This window comes from Thalassotalea montiporae (genome assembly GCF_053485855.1).
Window position 1 is genome coordinate 670,534 of the sequence record NZ_JBQRUO010000002.1, and the last position, 15,470, is coordinate 686,003.

The following is a 15,470-nucleotide window of genomic DNA, read 5'->3' on the forward strand; positions in this document are numbered from 1 at the left end:
GCTTAGCCATGCAAGTTCAAGCCATATTTTTCAATTAAGCTATATAAGGTCGGGCGAGTAATGCCCAGTAATGCAGATGCTTTAGACATATTCCCGTCAGTTAATGCGTAGGCTTTTTGAATTGCAATGGTTTCAGCCTGTTCGCGTACAGTGCGTAAATTCAACGACAGCTCATAGTTATCGTCACCTGAATTTAATAACCCTAAATCTATCGCACTGACTTGGTTGCCTGCCGCCATAATGACTGAAGATTTGACCTTGTTTTGCAGCTCGCGAATATTTCCTGGCCAGCGATGCTGTTTGAGCGCTTGTATTGCATCATCGGCAAACCCTTTGATGTTGCGCTTATATTCAGCCGCATATTGTTGAAGGAAAAACTGGGCAAGAATTATCACATCCTCCTCACGATCACGCAGTGGTGGGATATTAATCGTAATTTCGCTGATGCGATAAAACAAATCTTCTCGAAACTCTTTATTAGCAACCATTTCTTGGAGGTTTTGATTGGTTGCACACACCACTCTGACATCGACAGGAATTTCCTGCCGCCCGCCAATACGTTCAATTACTTTTTCCTGTAAAAAACGTAATAGTTTGGCCTGCAAATTAAATGGCATATCCCCAATTTCATCTAGAAATAACGTACCACCCTGTGCACACTCTATTTTTCCCTTTGTGGTGCGATGGGCGCCAGTAAATGCCCCTTTTTCAAAACCAAATAATTCACTTTCTAATAAAGTTTCAGGAATGGATGCACAATTAATCGCAATAAAAGGTTTTTTAGCGCGATCGCTCACACTATGCACAGCTTTTGCGGTGACTTCTTTACCTGTGCCACTTTCACCCAATAACAGAACAGAAATTTCTGTTGGTGCAACCCGTAAAATCATTTCTCGCATGCGATCTATCAAGGTGCTATTGCCGATAATCCCTGTTTCAGCACCGGCAAATTGCTTCATCGTGCGATTTTCTTTCTCCAAGTTCGCGAGTGACATCGCACGAGAAACAATGACATTAATCACATCGGAATCAATAGGTTTTTGATAAAAGTCATATGCGCCAAGCGCAATAGCTTGCAGTGCAACATCGTGATTATCGTTACCTGTTATCACGATAATTTTGGTATGTGGCGCTATTGCCAAAATCTCTTGCAAAGCAGCTAGTCCCTCGCTCGCATTGGCTGGATCTGGCGGCAGCCCTAAATCTAACGTAATTACGCTAGGCTCAAAGCGTCGAACGGCGGCAATCGCTTTCTCACGATTTTCTGCAAACACCACATCGTAATCCGATAAGCTCCATTTTAGTTGCTTTTGAATACCGGTATCGTCATCAACTATTAGTAATTTTTCCATAAATATTGTTTTGCCTTATTCAATCACGCACATGGTATGTTCAAGATAAAGGTACTTCCCTTGTGTTCTTCACTCGTCACCGAAATTGTTCCACCTTGAGACTCTACGAATTGCTTCGCCTCAAACACGCCAATCCCCATGCCAGCGTTACCTTTAGTTGTATCGAAGGGCTTAAACAAACGGTGCTTGATAAATGACTCACTCATACCTATGCCACTATCGCTAACAATGATCTCTACTTTATTATTTTTAGAAGCGATCTGCACTTTCACCCAACCCTCATCGTCTGTCGCCTCCTGCGCGTTTTGCACAATATGGTTTAGAACAGGGCTAAGCTCTTCATTTACTTCGATGTTTAATTCTCCATCAATTTGAACGTCAACACTAGGTTTATTTATATTTCTTTGTGCAAGCACTTTATCGACCAAAGACGACAATAAAACATTTTGATTTCTATGTTCAGAGTGTTGTTTATTGCGCAGTTGTTGAAGCACTTTATCAAGCCGCTCTGTGGCGGATAACACAGTTTCAAACACATCATCAACAAAAGCAGGGTTATCACGATGTTTCGAAACATTGCTGTTAATCAAAGCTAGTTGGCCCTGAATATTCTTAAGATCATGTACCAAGAATGCCGACATTCGATGAAAAGCTTCAAACTGTTTTGATTCTGCAAGCTCGCTGTTCGCTTCATTCAGCGAGATAAAATTGCTTAATTGTTTAGTGACCGCAAACAGCAAGTCGCGATCTTCCCAATTGAGGAATGTTTGATTTTTTCCTCTCGCCAACATGAACAGTCCCCATATCTCATTGTTATGAATTACAGGAATAATCAAATCAACATTGGCTTCACGCAATGCAGTTAACTCAAGTGATAATCCTTGGTACGCATCCTCAACAAACAGATATTCTTGCACATCGATGATCCAGCCAGACTGATGGCAAAAATCAGCAATAGTCGTCAAATTTTTATGCACTTTTTCATCAACTGACATATCCATATTGATGGTACTAACTACTTTAAAGTGGTGATCCGCGCTTTTTTTAACTAAACAGCCGCCAGGTGCATCAATCGATGAACAAATAACTTTTAAAGCCGTTTGATAGCTGTCTTCACTTTTACTTGCTTCAATTTGCTCAATTGAGCGAAGCCACTCAATGCGATAATCATACTTATTGGCAAAAAAATGTTTAGTAATAAAGACTTTAACTTCTCGACGTAACTTCTCAGTTAGTAGCAAGGCTGCCAGTACAGCCATTCCAAGTGCCGCAAAAGAGATACTGAGCACATCGCCCCATTCACCACCAAACAGTTTCAACGCGTAGCCTGCGAATGACAACGTAAGTAAGTAGCCACCGGCGATTAATATCATTGAGCTGTAAAAAACGACTTCGCGCGAGACAAAAACATCAACAGACCAGTCTTTAATGCGCCGAGCACTAACCAAGAAAAATGGCATGCCTAGCGCAATAACATACCCGCGTGCATACCAAAAATTGAAATCAAGCTGGTCGAGCATTGAGGCTTGCGCAAAGATAATAAAATCAACCACAGTAATTACACCAAGCGAAATCACTAATGGCCAAAGCATCCATTTTTCTCGTGATTCGGCGTTACGATAAAGTTGCTCTAGGAGCACAATGACAAATAGATTTAAGACGAGAAATAACAAAAAGAGTGAGTTACTGCCAAGTTCTGTGTGATGAGCAAGCCCCCAAGTAGCTGCGGATAATACAATTAGACTCACTACATACTTGAGCAACCAAGTTTGCTGTAGTAACTGTGACCATGCAGTTAACCTAGCACGAGCCGCAAACAAAAATATGATTAAGCTTAATAATTTAACATTTTCTGCAAGCAAAACCGGCTTCAGCGAGTCACTAAAATAAACTTGAACCAAACCAGCTACGGTGGCGATCAAAGTAAAGAATACGCTGCTGGCAATCAACACCGCGATGAATGACTTCTTTCGAATAACAATAAGTAAAAAGAAAAAGACTAAATAAGCAAGCGACGCCGCGCCATAGCCAGTAATAGCAACCCAATTCATATTATTCCCTATACGTTATAGGCTAACTACAATGATATAGTTGCCTCATCTTTCTTCTTAAATACTCCAGCAAATGCTTTATATGTTAAGTGTGGCAGCAAGATATTGATCGGCATCTTTAACCAATGAGAGCGTACAAATAAGCACAGTGACGCCCATTTGTATTTAAAGCTTTGCCTCACTTTTAGATCAGGGTTCAACACGGTAGTAAATGCGTTAACTATTCGATTAGCAATAGTTTTTGATGGCAACCCTGACTCTAGATTTTTCATAACGAATGCATCCACTTGAAATGAAAAAAAGGCTTGTTGCAACCTAAGAGAGTAATACAGAAGAAAGCTAACATTCAGCGCTTCAGCACGTCGACAAAGTCGCATTTGAAAATCATCATCGCTTTGTTGAAATTCAATTAGCATCAGATAGATATCATGAATATCACGAAAGCCATGATTAAACTCACCATCAAGTAACAAGTGAATTATGCTATGAAGTACTTTATCCTCATTACACAATGTGTTGGTGCTATGCTTATTTTCGGTGTCAATTTCCAATAGCTTATCTGAGTTAAATGAAACTCGGCTAACAATTGGTAATAAATGATGATGAAGGTCTAATGTCATACCCGTTTTGGTGTTCACCATCGGCGGTAACTCATGCATCCAATCTCGGTAGTACTTTTGGTCATGCTCATCAAGTGACTTGACTTGCCAACCATTCCAACCAAATATTTCCTCTGCCGCTTTGAGCTCTTCTTTTTTAACAAATACATCGATATCAGAAAACAATCGACCTTCACTACAAGTGAGCTTTTCCAGCAAATACGCACTGCCCTTTAAATAAACAGGTGTGATGCCTACCATACCTAACGTATTGTTAATTTTTTCAACCTCCCTTATCGCATCGTCGCGATGAGCAATGAAGACCTTATTCGCTGACTCAAAGTGCCATTTCATTTCATCCGGCACATGACAGAACAATTGTTGCTTAATAAGCATGGCATATACTCGAGCTAGCATGCCCGTATAATAGCTTTGCTCAATCAATTGTTGCCACTGTTCAGGTCGCCAAGCTTCCACTTCAGTGGGAGTGCTAAGAAATTTAATCAGAGGAGTTATCGGTATACTCATTCCACCAAAGAGTCCATTACACTAATCGCATACTCTAAATTACCGTCATAGTGAAAACTATAACACTCCACTCGGTCGTGGAGTTTGCCTAAGGCACAAAATCCATCGTTAGCTAACACATTATAATTGAAAGAATTCTCAGCTAGTCTCATAAAGCTCTCACCTTTAGAGAGTTCGTTTAGGCTATTTTCAATGTTACGTTGAAACTTTGGGTAAACAATAATTGACGGAATCGCCAATTCACTTTTTGCTTTAAGACTTTCAGAAGGAGCCCTGATATGGGCAACTGAGCCTTTTATAGTATCTTTAACTACGGCAGAAAAATGATCATTGCCAATATAAGATTTAATCAAATCAATAGACTGATTTTTTAGACTGATTGGTCTGGGGTTGGGGTGAATATATGAATCATTTATATTTACCATTGTGAGTTCATCAGATAATAAGCGCCAGCCGCCTAATTCGACTAAGGCAGCGCACAATGTGCTTTTTCCTGCTCCAGGACTGCCAGGAAGAATCAACGCCTTACCATTTTTTTCGACGACAGCGGCATGAATAATCAAATATCGATGATCATGACTCGTCACACACCAATTAAGCCCCCATTCAAATAGCGGGAAGGCTTGAGTGCATGGTAATGGGCTAAAAGGCTCTATTCCATTAAAGCTGAATTGAACTTGTGGCTTTAGAAGCTTACGAATACCTGACGATCGTTGCAAAGAAACATTAAAATCAACTATTCCATCAACAATGGCGGCATTGCGATAAAGCTTTTTAATACCTCGCGCAACACTTACTATGTTCGACGAAAGTTTAACCGCGTAAGATCCTGCTTCGAATCTCAATCCAGTTGTTGTTAATTGATAAATTAACTCTTTCTCAGATAAATCTTTGATAATCACTCAATACGCTCAATCAACTGCAATCGCTCCAGTGTATCAAGAGATTGTGACAAAGAATCCAGTTCAAACCTTTGATGATTTTCTAACGACATCAGTAACTGCTCTAGAGTCAACAAACGCTCATCTTCCAATGCAAAAAAAACCGCTGTTTCAATTGCTGGCAGCAATATAGTTTCTTTAGATAGCGTATCAAATAACACCAATTCAGGGGGGCAAGCATAGGATAAAAGCTGTCTATGCTTGGTTTTTGTAACTCTCAAAATACTGATTAATGGTATAACTGAGCAAAGAACTTTTGTAGATCGAGTGTATCTAAGTTCAACACAGCACCAGTTGTTGTTGTGTAGGTTTGTTGCATTGAAGTGTAAGCCATGTAGACACCACGAATATCAATGGCATTGATTTTACCGTCGCCGTTACCCCAATTATAGTAATTGGCATTAAGGAAATTAGAAATCATATGGAATTCTAAAGTGCCAGGGTTTTTTAATAATACGTCGTGCAATGTATCTGAAGGGTCTACATACACACTAGGCGTTGCACCACTAAAGGCTTCCCATGCATAAAACAAAGTACCATCGGGATCGTCGGGATATATACCTTTCTTAGTATTGTAGCTTAACGAACCAGCTTTTCGTGGATTAGGGTAAAAACCAGCCTTAATCCAATTATCTCTGCTGCCATCTTGGTTTCCAGTCTTGTAACCATTTTCTTTCCAACCACCAGGGCTGATTCCACCACAACCAACATTATGGCGAGCAACCCCCGAAGGATTAACAGATTGGAACCCGGAAAGGCTGCAGACGGCACCATAAGCTGGGCGACTAGCTAGCGTAATAGCCAAAGGCGTACCAATCACAGCCTTTTTGAAAAGGCTTCTACGCCCTTTCTGTTTCTGTGATGCTGAATTCACTTCCGCTGTAGACTTTTTAACGCTCATATACCTTCTCAACTCTAAATGCCGCTAATGACTATTGGGGGCAACGACTTTTACAAAATTCAAGCAAAAAACAAACCATGTCATGAATAACGCATAACTACAGCGCTTCAACAACTATAACGATTTTTAGAATCCCTAAATTGTCAAAATTACTGACACTAAATGTAGTTAATTCACTGACTTTTAGTATAGTAATCTCATTAATAAGAGCTATCAATAAATAACATTTATTGCAGTAACCGCCTAGACACATGGCTTCATTATCTATACTATTTCGCCCGCTGCACCCATAGCTCAGCTGGATAGAGCGCTGCCCTCCGGAGGCAGAGGCCGCAGGTTCGACTCCTGCTGGGTGCGCCATCGCTCTATTATTCTCTTCTTGCTTAGCTTTCATAAATTCTTCAATGATTCCATTCGTCACTAACTCGTAAGTAAACCGTAAGCATTTGTTTAAAAAAACGTCACAACTCTGACATAAAGCACTTCTAGCATAGCCCCCGTAAGTTCGGTTATCGGCAATACGACACCAGCAAAATTTACCGACAGCATTATTTTCCAACGGCATTGAGCAGAGCGCACTATGAGGCAACATCATCGCACGGTTTGGTTATCTGATATTCATTTGGGCTGCAAAGATTGCAAAGCAGACTTGCTGCTCGACTTTCTTCAATATAACACCATGGACACACTCTACCTAGTGGGTGATATTGTTGATTTTTGGGCATTAAAGCGTCAGTTTATGTGGCCAGAAAGCCACAACCGTTTACTTCACGTCTTGTATCAAAAGTCGCTTGATGGCACACATGTGGTCTACTTACCAGGCAACCACGACGAAATCATTAAGCCATATGCCAATATGCTATTCGGCAATATCGAAATTAAAAAACGCCTTGTGCACACTACAGCACAAGGTAAGAAACTATTGGTATTACACGGTGATGACTTTGATGGCGAAGTTTGTTTGGGCAAATGGCAAGCTTGGCTTGGCGACAAACTATATGATGTGCTGCTCTGGCTAAACCGCAATCTCGATCATTATCGCAGAATGCGTGGCTTTCATTATTGGTCACTGGCCGCTTACATTAAAAAACGCATCAAAAAAGCAAACGAAGCCATCGCCCGCTATCGTGACGCAACACTTAAGGAAGTTGCCCGAAATAATTTAGATGGCGTGGTATGTGGTCATATCCACCACCCCGAAATTGTTGAGCAAAATGGCTTGCTATATTGCAATGACGGTGACTGGATTGAAAGCTGCAGCGCCCTTACTGAAAATGCACATGGTGAGCTTAATTTATGCTACTGGACCACAATGCAACCTAAGCTGACCGTTGTCTCTATGGCGAGTTAATCGTTACGCTAAGAATTTTAGCTTAAAGCTCGTTAAGCACTTTTTAGGCATAACTAACAGCCCCTTTAGAGTCTCACTAACAATGGTCATAAAAGCATCATCTAGCTGTCACCTTTTATTCATCTGCTTCACTTAACGTGCACAAAAGCTTGCCACAGAGCGAGTATTTCAGGTGTAAGGAAAGAATATGTTTCGAGTTGATGATGTAGTTGCACAAAACCTACCCACACTTAATGATAAGCCTTGGTTAGCCAAACCAGTAAAAGCGGCTTTAAGAGGCTTGTTGCACGAAAAAGAGTTCTTAGATTTCGAACAAAGATATCCTCACCTCACCGGCTTAGACTTTGTCGAACAAGTGCTGAACATGTTCAATACCAGCTATTCAGTGCGTGATTCAGAACGTGAAAATATCCCCTCAACAGGACGCGTCGTTATCATTGCAAATCATCCTATTGGCTCGCTCGACGGCCTTGCGCTAATCAAAATGGTTGCCGATATTCGCCGTGACGTCAAAGTAGTAGTTAACAGCTTGTTGATGAACATCAAACCGCTCAGCCCGATGTTATTACCGGTTAATAATATGGGCGGCAAAACTCCCAAAGAAAACTTGCAAGCTATTCACGAGCACCTAGCGCAAGACAGCGCTATTATTGTGTTTCCAGCTGGCGAAGTGTCGCGTATTCGCCCAACTGGTGTTAGAGATACCAAGTGGCACTCAGGCTTTCTAAAATTTGCACAAGCGGCGAAGGCTCCCATCGTACCTGTTTATATCAAGGCGAAAAATTCCGCGGCCTTTTATGGCGTTTCTATGATGTATAAACCGGCATCAACTTTGCTCCTAGTCAGCGAGATGTTTAAACAACAGCAAAAAGACATCCCGATGCGCATTGGGAAGCAAATTCCATTTGATAGCTACCACGGTATGCCGCTTGATATTAAAACCAAAACTAAGCTGTTTAAGAAGCATCTTTATCGCCTGAAAACTAATAAGGCCGACATATTCCAAACACAAAGCGCAATTGCCCCGATTGAAGATCGAAAAGTGCTGAAAAAAGCTATTAAGCAATGTGAATACCTAGGCACCACTCAAGATGGCAAAGGAATCTACTTACATCGCGCAGTTGAGAATGACCCGATCATGCGAGAAGTCGGTGTGCTGCGTGAAATTGCCTTTCGTATGGTCGGCGAAGGTAGCAACTTACGACGTGATATCGACAAATACGACAGCCACTATTTCCACTTAATTTTGTGGGACAACGAGGAGCTAGAGATCGTAGGCGCCTATCGCCTAGCTGACACGCAAGCGGTACTTGAACAGCAAGGATTATCCGGTTTATACACTCATTCGCTCTTCGAACTAACAGAACAAATGTCACCTTATTTAACACAAGGTTTAGAGCTTGGTCGCAGCTTTGTGCAACCTAAGTACTGGGGTAAGCGCAGCCTAGATTATTTATGGTATGGCATCGGGGCTTTCTTACAAAAGTACCCGCATTATCGCTATTTGTTTGGACCAGTAACCATGAGTAATGCACTGCCGCAATCGGCCAAAGAACTGCTAGTGTATTTCTATCAATTGTACTTTGGTGCAGACCGCGATATCGCGCCATCGCGATCTCCATTTACTTTAAACCAGCCAGCGATGGAACAGCTAAAGTCACAATTTGTCGGCGATGATTACAAAGCGGACTTCGCCAAACTTAAGCACCTACTTGCCAATATGGGAACATGCGTGCCAACACTTTATAAACAATACAGTGAATTGACTGAAGCTGGCGGAGTGAAATTTATCGACTTTGGCGTCGACAAAGACTTTAACGACTGTATTGACGGTTTAGTATTGCTCGATATCACTCAACTTAAACGAAAAAAACGCGAGCGCTATCTCGGTGAAAACGAATAAAGCGTCACAAAGGTTTACTTAATAGCACCGATTGATTGACAGTATTTCAGGTGCAGTTTAAGTGCTGTCATATAGCTGCCGTAAATCTTTCACAAAGTAAATACAGGGCACTTTTCGTCTATTAATCAATGCCCATCAAGCGTACCAATAACGTTTGATAGATTGCTTGTAGTTGTTGCAGGTCAGAAATTTTTACACGCTCGTTAACTTGATGAATTGTGCAATTTGGCACACCTAATTCAACAACCTGACAACCAGTCTGAGCGATAAAGCGCCCGTCAGAAGTACCACCTGAAGTCGATAACCTTGGAAAACGCTTGGTTACTTGATAAATCGCTTGTTCGACCTCGCCAATTAAGTTCTGCTTATTATCCACCACTTCAGTCAAATAAGGACGGCAAGGGCGCAACCATTCAATCGCGACCGTTTTTTGAATTTGACGTAAGCCATCCTCTATTCGTTGCACTATGGTTTGTTCGCTGTAAACATGGCTATAGCGAATGTTGAAACACAATTTACTTTGGCCAGGAATGATATTGTCAGTCCAACGACCAGTATCAATAGCGGTAATTTGCAAACTTGTACCTGGAAAATCATCACTCCCCTCATCCCAAGATAAATGATTCAACCAAGAGGCAATATCCGCCACCGTATGTGCTGCATTGTCGGCGAATTGGGGGTAAGCAGCATGACCTTGTCTGCCACTAATAGTCAATTCGGCAGAAATTGCGCCACGCCGCCCAACTTTGATCACATCACCCGTTTTCTGGCTGGCCGTAGGTTCGCCGACAACACAGTAATCAGGCAATAAATCATGTGCCGCTAAGTGATTCACTATCGATTTTGTGCCAAATTCAGCTTCACCTTCTTCATCGCTAGTGATCAATACTAAAAACGTGAATTTTTGTGTATTAATGCGATTAATTTTGGTTGCTATGGCTGCAAGCATCGCGGCGACTCCACCTTTCATATCGGCTATACCGCGACCAATAATCTCATCACCTATTAAGGTTGCAACAAAAGGGTCAGTGAGCCAGTTATCTTCATCGCCAGCAGGCACCACATCGGTATGACCAGAGAAAGCAATTTTCGTATCACCTTCGCCTATTGTCCCAACTAAATTAGCAACACCGTTATCGGTAAATTGATGTGTTTTAAAACCAAGCCTACGCAAAACCTCACCAATGTAGTCCTGACAACCGGCATCCATAGGCGTTATCGAGGGGCGATTGACTAAATTTTCAATGTGTTCGAACAGTAGATAGTGTTCAGACGAAGAAAATTTTAGTGATGAAAGAGACATAACAACTCATACACTTTGCCAATTTTATCGTCAGCTTAGAAGACGTTATTGACAGTTCGGTGACAGTTCGGTGTCAATGGTATGAAACACTGACAAACCTCACTTTGTAGTAATTTGTATCAAGGCTTTTAAAGCACCTTTTAGGTGAGTAGAATGCCGTCAACTACAACAGGATCAATAGAAGTATTTAAGCTATGTCTGCAGAAACTTTCGCTGAAAACAGTGCCCTACAAAATACCGCAACCTATGCCGAGATTACTGGCTGGGGTAAATGTGTACCACCAGCTGAATTAACTAATGATGATTTAGCTACATTTGTTGATACCAGCGATGAGTGGATCACCACACGTACCGGCATTAAAGCGCGTCGAATTTCCCACGTAAATACGGCTGAATTAGCAGCGCTTGCCGCAAAGCGTGCTATGGCAGCGGCCGGCATTAGCCCAGAAGAAGTTGACTTAGTTGCGCTAGCTACCTCTTGTCCAGACACCATAGTGCCGAATACAGCTTCTAAAGTGCAGCAATTGATTGGCGCTAAAAACGCCGCAGCGTTTGATTTAAACTCAGCATGTACTGGCTTCCTTTACGCCCTGCAAAATGCGACTGCACAAGTACGCTCTGGCATGATCAAAAAAGCAGTTGTTATTGGTGCCGAACGTATGAGTTGGTGGGTAAACTGGGCGCTACGTGAAACCGCAGTTTTATTCGGTGATGGTGCAGGCGCAGTCGTGATTGAAGCTAGCGATAAACCAGCAGGATTAGTCCACGCTAAGCTCGGCTGTGATTCAGAAGCTAGAGATATTCTTGAAATTCGCGGTTTTGGTACTGATATGGATCGTTACGAAAACCCACCTTCAGCCTTAGATGTACACTTTATGGGGCCTGACATTTTTAAACGTGCTGTACGTGCAATGGGGCAAGGCTCTGAAACCGTGCTTAAACAAGCACAGCTTAATGTTGAAGATATCGACCTGTTAGTCCCGCACCAAGCAAACTTGCGCATCATTGCATCCCTACAAAAACAGTTTAAGCTAACTGATGATCAGGTCATGGTAAATATCCACAACTACGGCAACACATCGGCGGCTACGGTGCCAATTGCACTTTGTGAAGCCGTTGAATCTGGTCGTGTAAAACCTGGCGCGAATATTATGACAGCTGCATTTGGTGCGGGTTTAACATGGGGTGCAGGTTATATTAAGTGGGGCGAGCGCGTGACACCAGTGAGCACCTGTGATGAAGAGCTGCCAGCCAACGATAAGTCAGCGAAAGAGTTACTGTCGATTGCAATTAAGCACTGCCTTAACCAATAAAACAATTAACCGTCTAATATCAATTAATTAATTCAATTGGTATGAAACTATGTTTTAATTAAAAAGCCGTAACCACGGCTTTTTTTGTTTGTGTTGAAGAGCTAAAACCTATGTCTAGATCTCGCCATCAGTTATGTCAGGTAACCTTACTGGGCAACCTGGTCGCTAAGCCTGAAATTCGCTATCAAGCGAATCCCGTACTTGCTGTTACAGAGTTAACACTGGCGACAACTCATCGATGGCAAGACAAGCAGCAACAAACCAAAGAGTGGACCAGCTACCACCAAATCAAAGTTGTTGGTAATGCCGTTGAAGAGGCGCTCGCACAGGCTAATAAAGGAGACTTGCTACTCGTCAGTGGTTACTTAGCAACAAATTCAATCAACCGCAGTGAGATTGTTCACGCAACAACTGTTGAGCACTTTGCGAAAGGCTTTACTCCAAATATTAACCAAGTATTTTGCAGTGCAGAACTTGTCTCAAACGTAGAATTGGTCACCAGCGAACGTGGTCAACCCCTCGCACATTTTGATGTCGCCATCTCGCACCAAGCCTATAGCGAACAAAAGCAACAACTTATAGATCACAAAATCACTCGAACAGTACAAGTTTGGGGGCACACCGCTAGCCAGCTTCATCAACAAGCGAGTTTGGGTGCAAACTTAGTAATTGAAGGGCGACTCACTTATGCTAACGACGCTGAAAAAACACAGCAAATTACCGCCAAGAGCGTTCACGTGTTACTCAAATAAACCTTTAGAAACTGTTGATTTTTCGGTCATTAACAACGATTATTAGAGGATAATAACAAGCTACCAACAAGATCAGTTCAAGTAGATTGCAGTCGGTTGAGGTGCCAATTTTAAGACCAAATGTAGGTTAACTTTACGACACTGTAAGTATGAATACACTTCGTATTATAATTTTTTTAGCCTTTTACTTTTTGCTAGTCGCTTGGAGTTCAAGCGCAGAATTAAGCTTCAAACCTTTTGCTACCTTGCCGAAGCATATTGCCGAGCAGGTGATCGCTATATATCCCACTTCGAAATACGATCAACATTTCATAGTCGCTAGCGCATCTGGAGAGTTATTTATTCTTAATGCGAGTAAAGGTCAGCCTGAACTGACACCGCTGAACCATAACTTACTCACTGAAAAAGATAACTCAAGACTTCTTGCCATTGCACTACATCCTAATTTCGACACACGCGAGCAAAACGGCTACCACAAGTTTTATAGTGCTCATCAGGTCGCAATTGATCAAGCCAACACTAAAGCCAGTCGAATTGTAGGTCGGCAATTCAACAAAGACTCTCTGGAGCAAGATATTGTGCTTAAAGAATGGCAATTAAGTGACAGCATTGATCTAGAAGAGGTCACTGTACGAGAGGTACTGAGAATTGGGTTACCAACATCGACCACTGCAAAAGTACAACTGGCATTCAATCCGTACCATAGAGCGTGGGATGATAATTTTGGTCTACTCTATGTAGGCCTAAGTGCAATTAAAGGTTTCGCAACTTCACCACTTTATTCGGGCAGCATATTGCGTATCAAACCCGAACAATTTGGTTTAAAACCTTACACTGTTCCTCCAACTAATCCCTATGTGGAAAACGCAGAGATTAACCAAGAAATTTTTAGGTTCAAACTGTCACAACTCGGTCATTTCACTTGGCCCGATAGAGTCAATGAAACACTTTGGATTGATCATCAAGACGAACAAACACACAAGATCAGCCGGGCTTCTAACCCTTTATCCACCGTGTTTCGTTACAAAAACTTTGAGATCAGTGACTTTCAAATACTTCCCTATTACGGGAACCAAGCAGACCAGCTTTTTGGCTCAACCCTAGTGGTAAGTATGCATCAAGACCAACCATATCTAGTAAGCCTAACCAAGCATGCCAGTAGCAATGACTATCAATTAACACCAATTATACCGCTCGGCGTTGAGCTACCAGTAAAATTGTTTCACGATGCCGTTGGCGGCGTGCTGATGTATCAACCTTCGACAGGCATATTATCTCGTTTAGTCAATAACCTTGCCGATTCAAAAGAAACATTAGTAACAGACTCCAATACTGGGTTAGATAAATTAATCGTTTTTCTGATAATGCTATCGCTGACAAGCTGGGGATTATGGCATACCTATCGCCGAATTAATAAGCGTAGATTCTCTGTTACCACATTTTACCAACAACAGTTTAATCACCTAGAACTATCCAGTGATCACAGCGTAATCCATCTGTTTAAACCGCACCAATCCGTCCCTAGTAAAAGCTTAGCAATTGGAAACCTTGCAGGGATTAAACTGCTTATCAACAATATCAGCGTGGTTGAGTTGTCCCATCAACAAGGCATGACCAATGACTTTGATAATATTTGGCGTCAGACATGTAATGTCGAGAAGCGAGAGAAAATGACTGACGGAAAGTTAAGGCATATTCAATTAGCTATAACTGACAGTGAGCGGCAAATATATTTAGTTAGTCTTTATCTGCGCAAAGGTGACAATCGTATTTCAAAAGCGAGCTATCAGGCAGCTTTGATCAATGCAGTTGACTGGGCATGGCGTTTGTCTGCATTAGTTGCACCTGAAACGACGGAGCAAAGGGAAACGTCATCGGATGTAATTATCGATAAATCAAGACCTATAAAAACGCGAAAGACGTTTTTAAACTGCTCTGCACTCGCAAATACAAAGGCAAGTAGTCCGCTCTATAGCGAAAACACCGTAAACAATTCAGACAACGAGAATGAAGAAAAGTGTGTAGAAGAAAGTAAAGTGGAAGCCAAAACAGAGCAAATAGCAGACACTACCCATGCTCAAAAAGCTGATGTTGATGATTTCCATTTACTTTCAACAACGAATACAACTGAAGAGTCTGGAGCCCTTGCCGAAAACAATGAACTAACCCGTGGCCAAACTGACGCGCAAATCATTTTAGCGCTGGAAAAGTTGGTCAGCCTAAAAAAACAAAATTACCTGACTGAAGAAGAGTTTGAACAAGCAAAAGCTAAGTTACTTAACGGCTTGATGTAAGCGTGTAAGTAATAAATCTAAATCCTGAAGCTTGCACTTAGCGGGCTCCCTTAATGCCCCTGCTTTGTGTTTTAACGGCCGCCTCTTATAATGCCAACACTGCCATTTACACCACGAAAAGTAGTAGAGCGCCAATATCGACAGCCTAAGCCAATTTATCACGAGTAGTACTTGGTTCACCG

The 15,470-nt window shown here is 41.9% G+C and carries 12 protein-coding genes and 1 tRNA gene; 6 read left to right on the top strand and 7 right to left on the bottom strand.

Annotated features, from left to right (window positions below):
* Positions 1–2: 2 nt before the first annotated feature.
* The 6 genes from prsR to ACSLUR_RS09505 all read right to left on the bottom strand — a co-directional run bounded on the left by prsR (position 3) and on the right by ACSLUR_RS09505 (position 6,372).
* The gene (gene prsR / locus ACSLUR_RS09480; protein ID WP_116002063.1) at positions 3–1,352 is read right to left on the bottom strand and encodes a PEP-CTERM-box response regulator transcription factor; all 1,350 of its coding nucleotides are present in this window, start codon (positions 1,350–1,352) and stop codon (positions 3–5) included.
* Positions 1,353–1,375: 23 nt separating this feature from the next.
* A complete protein-coding gene (gene prsK / locus ACSLUR_RS09485; RefSeq protein WP_448553945.1) occupies positions 1,376–3,403 on the bottom strand; it encodes an XrtA/PEP-CTERM system histidine kinase PrsK in 2,028 nt (675 codons plus the stop codon).
* A 26-nt stretch (positions 3,404–3,429) separates the two neighbouring features.
* Positions 3,430–4,530, bottom strand: a complete 1,101-nt coding sequence (locus ACSLUR_RS09490; RefSeq protein WP_448553947.1) for a nucleotidyltransferase domain-containing protein — start codon at positions 4,528–4,530, stop codon at positions 3,430–3,432.
* Complete coding sequence (locus ACSLUR_RS09495; protein ID WP_448553949.1) at positions 4,527–5,432, bottom strand: HprK-related kinase A; 906 nt, start codon at positions 5,430–5,432, stop codon at positions 4,527–4,529. The genes ACSLUR_RS09490 and ACSLUR_RS09495 overlap by 4 nt, the downstream gene beginning before the upstream one ends.
* Positions 5,429–5,599: a hypothetical protein gene (locus ACSLUR_RS09500; RefSeq protein ID WP_181901782.1), complete on the bottom strand. Its 171-nt coding sequence runs from the start codon at positions 5,597–5,599 to the stop codon at positions 5,429–5,431. Before ACSLUR_RS09500 ends, ACSLUR_RS09495 begins: the two co-directional genes overlap by 4 nt.
* A gap of 101 nt (positions 5,600–5,700) precedes the next feature.
* Positions 5,701–6,372 carry a hypothetical protein gene (locus ACSLUR_RS09505; protein ID WP_116002067.1) on the bottom strand — a complete coding sequence of 224 codons (672 nt, stop codon included), beginning with the start codon at positions 6,370–6,372 and terminating at the stop codon, positions 5,701–5,703.
* A gap of 283 nt (positions 6,373–6,655) precedes the next feature.
* Between ACSLUR_RS09505 and ACSLUR_RS09510 the strand changes: the two genes are divergently transcribed.
* The 3 genes from ACSLUR_RS09510 to olsF all read left to right on the top strand — a co-directional run bounded on the left by ACSLUR_RS09510 (position 6,656) and on the right by olsF (position 9,626).
* Positions 6,656–6,732, top strand: a tRNA-Arg gene (locus ACSLUR_RS09510).
* Positions 6,733–6,952: 220 nt separating this feature from the next.
* The gene (locus ACSLUR_RS09515) at positions 6,953–7,723 is read left to right on the top strand and encodes a UDP-2,3-diacylglucosamine diphosphatase (RefSeq protein WP_448553952.1); all 771 of its coding nucleotides are present in this window, start codon (positions 6,953–6,955) and stop codon (positions 7,721–7,723) included.
* A gap of 187 nt (positions 7,724–7,910) precedes the next feature.
* Entirely contained in the window at positions 7,911–9,626 is a 1,716-nt protein-coding gene (gene olsF / locus ACSLUR_RS09520) for a bifunctional ornithine lipid synthase OlsF (RefSeq protein ID WP_448553954.1), read from the top strand.
* Between the two features lie 121 nt (positions 9,627–9,747).
* Here olsF and dapE read toward each other — a convergent pair whose 3' ends face one another.
* The gene (dapE, locus tag ACSLUR_RS09525; protein ID WP_448553956.1) at positions 9,748–10,929 is read right to left on the bottom strand and encodes a succinyl-diaminopimelate desuccinylase; all 1,182 of its coding nucleotides are present in this window, start codon (positions 10,927–10,929) and stop codon (positions 9,748–9,750) included.
* A gap of 194 nt (positions 10,930–11,123) precedes the next feature.
* On the opposite strand from dapE, the gene ACSLUR_RS09530 reads away from it, so the two are divergent.
* From ACSLUR_RS09530 to ACSLUR_RS09540, 3 genes are all read left to right on the top strand, one after another.
* Positions 11,124–12,242, top strand: coding sequence for a ketoacyl-ACP synthase III (locus ACSLUR_RS09530; protein ID WP_448553958.1), 1,119 nt, complete (start codon positions 11,124–11,126; stop codon positions 12,240–12,242).
* Between the two features lie 110 nt (positions 12,243–12,352).
* A complete protein-coding gene (locus ACSLUR_RS09535; RefSeq protein ID WP_448553960.1) occupies positions 12,353–12,994 on the top strand; it encodes a single-stranded DNA-binding protein in 642 nt (213 codons plus the stop codon).
* Between the two features lie 149 nt (positions 12,995–13,143).
* A complete protein-coding gene (locus ACSLUR_RS09540) occupies positions 13,144–15,288 on the top strand; it encodes an SHOCT domain-containing protein (RefSeq protein ID WP_448553962.1) in 2,145 nt (714 codons plus the stop codon).
* Positions 15,289–15,470: the final 182 nt, after the last annotated feature.